Raw genomic sequence first — 3,656 nt, 5'->3', positions numbered from 1 at the left:
TGCCCCTATTTTCAGGCTCTTTTTGCCATGGTCAAAACAATCTGTTGCCCGCCGTGCCCCTATTTTCAGGCTCTTTTTGCCATGGTCAAAACAATCTGTTGCCCGCCGTGCCCCTATTTTCAGGCTCTTTTTGCCATGGTCAAAACAATCTGTTGCCCGCCGTGCCCCTATTTTCAGGCTCGTGCAAAATATGGGCGGCAGTAGGGGCACGGCACAACCATTTTTGCCATGGTCAAAACAATCTGTTGCCTGCCGTGCCCTTAGTAGGGGCACCGCATCAACCATTTTTGCCATGGTCAAAACAATCTGTTGCCCGCCGTGCCCCAAAAGGAGCGTGCAAAATATGGGCGGCAGTAGGGGCACGGCACAACCATTTTGGCCATGGTCAAAACAATCTGTTGCCTGCCGTGCCCCTATTTTCAGGAGCGTGCAAAATATGGGCTATAGCGCTCGCTTGATGGTAAGCCCTAGCAGCTTCGGCATAATTGCCTTGTTTCTGATAGAACTGGGCCAACAACTGCAAAGATTTGAGTTGTTGGTGGAGGTTTTCGGTTTCTCTGGCGAGCGCTAACCTTTCCTGTAGCAATTGCAACCAGCGAGCGGTTCGCCCTACTGGACCGTGCGCCGCCACTAAACCATCGATGGCGCGAAATTGGATATTGGGCGCGCGCCTTTCTCTAGCAATTCCCAGTGCTGCACCGTAAGCTCCAATGCTATCAGAGTAGCGATGAATGGCTAGGTAAGCATCGCCTAAATTATTGAAAGTATTCGCTTCCCCAAGGGGGTCATTACCTCGACGGTGTAATGTTGCCGCAGCTTCGTATAGTTTAATCGCGAGATCGTAATCTTTCTCTACAGCTGCTACTCTACCCAAATTCGACAGCGACGCTCCTTCAAGAGCAAAGTTTCTGACGCTGCGGGAAATAGCTAATGCTTCCGCAAAAGTCGTTCTGGCTTCTGGCAAATTCTGCCGTTCGAGGAGAATACTACCCAGGTTATTCAGACCAAAAATTTGCCCTTGGAGGTCTTTATTACTGCGAGCAACTGCTAGTCGCCGTCTAAAAGCATCCTCGGCTTCTGGGTAACGACGTAATTCCCCATAAGCCAACCCAATAAAATCGTAAGTGCGACCAACGGCTTCTACATCGCCAATTTGATCATAAATTTCCAGCGCTTGCCACCAGTAAGAAATTGCTTTCTCCAGATTTCCTTGGTGCTGCTGCTGGGAGCCTTGGCGGACTAACCGATCCGCTTCATGCCGCTGTTCCCCTTGAGTACCGTTGTTGATGCGGATGTTGTCGATTTGTTGGTTCAGGCTATCGGTAGCTGGGTAAGGAATTAGAGGGGCAGAGGAGCCAAGCAGCAGAGGAGTACAGAAGCAGAGGAGCAAAAAATACAGCGGTTTGCCAGCGAGTGAAGTAAAGCCTTTTGGTTTCGTTTGTATAGCGGCAGCATTCATGCTGCCGCTATACAAACGAAGGTGTACCATCACCAGCTGCAAACCGCTGTAAATTTTTTTAACTCCCACTTGCTTTATTTGCTGACTTGTGATTTTTCCTTTCATAAGTTGTTCCCTCTTCCCTCTGCCTCGTTAAAGAAGGCTGGGCAGATCAAATTCGGATTCTTGCTCTTGGTTACTAATATCTTGCCCCAGATAAATGGCGCGAATATCGGCGGGTAAGAACATTTGTAGCCGTTGACAGCCAGTTTGGATGGCATTTTTGATCTGATCTGGCGAAACACTTTCTCCCTCTGCTTGGAGATAAGCTGAAATTCGCGCTTCGCTCCAGTGAAACGTCTGGGTCATTAAAGTTACCAAGCGCTCTATGGGAGGTAGGAGATCTAAAGCTTGTTGGACATAGCACCACAGGGGCGGCGAGGCTTCCTGTAAGCAGTAGTGGATCGATTCTACAGGGGGCAGTTCGGCTTGGTTGATACACAGAGCCGTCATGTTGATGATCCAGTTTTGCAGGTTAAAATTCTCCATACCAGGTGCAGAAGCGCCGCGCAAGTCCAATTCGCCCATAGCATGAAAGATATGCCGCCAGGTGATGGCGAACAGGTAGTCAGCTTGGACGGGCGATCGCGCGCTATGTCCGATTAAGGTAAATACAATCGGACTGTAGCGACAGAAAATCGCCGTAAAGTATTTCCCCTCGTCGGGATAGCGCTGAAACAAAGTCAGCAATTGCTGGTCGCTATGATGAGATACCGACTTGACCAGTGGATGGTTGCTTTCTGGAAAATGAGGAATTCGCACAGCTTTAGCCACTCGCTAGGCAACGAAATCTTTGCCAATCACCTTAATATATACAGAGTCGCCCGACTATCGCACAAATTTTGATCCAAACTCATGCCCGATGCCCGCTTGCTACAATAAACTTGCCCGTGCAAGCAGATGCTGACCTCTCCGTCAAGTTAATTTAAGTGCCTATTGCCTTCCATGTTAGATAGCTTATTTTCAACCCAAGGGATAATGGTGATGCTGCTGGTCGCCTACGCAGGCGCCATGTGGATGTTCCTCACCAGCGCGCCAAAAGTTCATACCATCATGGTGTCGGATCTAGAGATTGCCCGACGCTTTTATGAAGGTTTGCTAGACTTGTCAGCAGCAGAAGTGCCGCTGCACTACTACTACAACTACGAGCAAACCCTTGGTACAACTGCTGGTTTTGACCCGCTTTACATGTCCGCTACTCCCCGCGTCTCTACAACTAGCGGATTGAATGCGCCGGATGGTCTTTGGTATCAGCTGAAAAAGAATACCCAGTTGCATATTATTACTGGCGCTAGTATGGGGGAAAAAGACCGACACCGCCACGTCTGCTTCGATCGCGATTGTCTAGAACAAGTGCTGCTGCGGGTGCAAGCGCGAGGTATTAAGCACAAAATTCGCCGCGATAAGCCGCTCAATTTTTTGGTAAAAGACTATGATGGGCGCGTGATTGAAATGGCAGAGGTTTCTAATTAACTCATGTTGCTAATGGCTAATGGCTAATTGCTAATTGCTAATGGGAGCCTTTTTCCTTACATTAGCCATGAGCAACTCTTTTGAGATAACTATTAGTCTTAAAACCGTAGCCATTAGCCATTAGCCATTAGCCATTAGCCATTCTCGCTTCGCTTTCAGGAAGCATTGCGAAGCGCTTCAATATCGCCCTCCATAATCAAATGGATATTGCGCGTTATTTTGCCAATTTCCCAATCCCACCAGCGAATCATCAGCAGTTGGGCAATTTCAGCTTCGCTAAATCGCTGTTTGATAACACCTGCCGGGTTTCCACCTACGATAGTGTAGGCTGGGGTGTCTTTCACTACCACCGATCTCGCCGCCACGATCGCACCGTCTCCAATTTTAACTCCGGGCAGGATCAGGGAATCGTACCCAATCCAGACATCGTTGCCAATAATCGTATCGCCTCGACTGGGCAGATCGATTAACTTGTCCATCGCTGTTTCCCACCCATTTCCGAAAATTGGGAAGGGATAGGTGGAAATTCCATCCAGCTTGTGGTTCGCGCCGTTCATGTTGACACTCTCCGGTCTAAAGACACGGAGATTCTTAAGACATTACGGTCTTAATATCCTTGTTACCAAGGTTCCCAGGCTCGCCACTTTTGTCACCAGGACGTAGCGATACGCCAGTTGCTCCACTT

General features: G+C 48.9%; 4 protein-coding genes and 1 pseudogene. 1 reads left to right on the top strand and 4 read right to left on the bottom strand.

The window, feature by feature from the left end; all coding sequences use genetic code 11:
• From MiSe_RS48110 to MiSe_RS48100, 3 genes are all read right to left on the bottom strand, one after another.
• A partial coding sequence (locus tag MiSe_RS48110) for a hypothetical protein (RefSeq protein ID WP_226594457.1) occupies positions 1-300 on the bottom strand: 300 nt, incomplete at its 3' end.
• 85 nt (positions 301-385) lie between these two features.
• Positions 386-1,564, bottom strand: coding sequence for a tetratricopeptide repeat protein (locus MiSe_RS48105; RefSeq protein WP_226594455.1), 1,179 nt, complete (start codon positions 1,562-1,564; stop codon positions 386-388).
• 27 nt (positions 1,565-1,591) lie between these two features.
• Complete coding sequence (locus tag MiSe_RS48100; RefSeq protein ID WP_226594452.1) at positions 1,592-2,260, bottom strand: RNA polymerase sigma factor; 669 nt, start codon at positions 2,258-2,260, stop codon at positions 1,592-1,594.
• A 183-nt stretch (positions 2,261-2,443) separates the two neighbouring features.
• Here MiSe_RS48100 and MiSe_RS48095 point away from each other — a divergent pair, with 183 nt between their 5' ends.
• Complete coding sequence (locus MiSe_RS48095) at positions 2,444-2,971, top strand: VOC family protein (RefSeq protein ID WP_226594449.1); 528 nt, start codon at positions 2,444-2,446, stop codon at positions 2,969-2,971.
• A gap of 155 nt (positions 2,972-3,126) precedes the next feature.
• Here MiSe_RS48095 and MiSe_RS48090 read toward each other — a convergent pair.
• Positions 3,127-3,537: pseudogene (locus tag MiSe_RS48090) on the bottom strand (CatB-related O-acetyltransferase); the annotation flags it as partial.
• Positions 3,538-3,656 lie beyond the last annotated feature (119 nt).

Origin of the sequence: Microseira wollei NIES-4236 (assembly GCF_020521235.1) — a bacterium.
Taxonomy (GTDB): Bacteria; Cyanobacteriota; Cyanobacteriia; order Cyanobacteriales; family Aerosakkonemataceae; genus Microseira; species Microseira wollei.
Note: the sequence above shows the minus strand (reverse complement) of the source record. Positions and strands in the feature narration are given on the sequence as shown.

Bases quoted from the DNA above. Each gene is read 5' to 3' on its own strand.
- MiSe_RS48105 (WP_226594455.1), bottom strand. From the start codon at position 1,564: ATGAAAGGAAAAATCACAAGTCAGCAAATAAAGCAAGTGGGAGTTAAA.
- MiSe_RS48095 (WP_226594449.1), top strand. From the start codon at position 2,444: ATGTTAGATAGCTTATTTTCAACCCAAGGGATAATGGTGATGCTGCTG.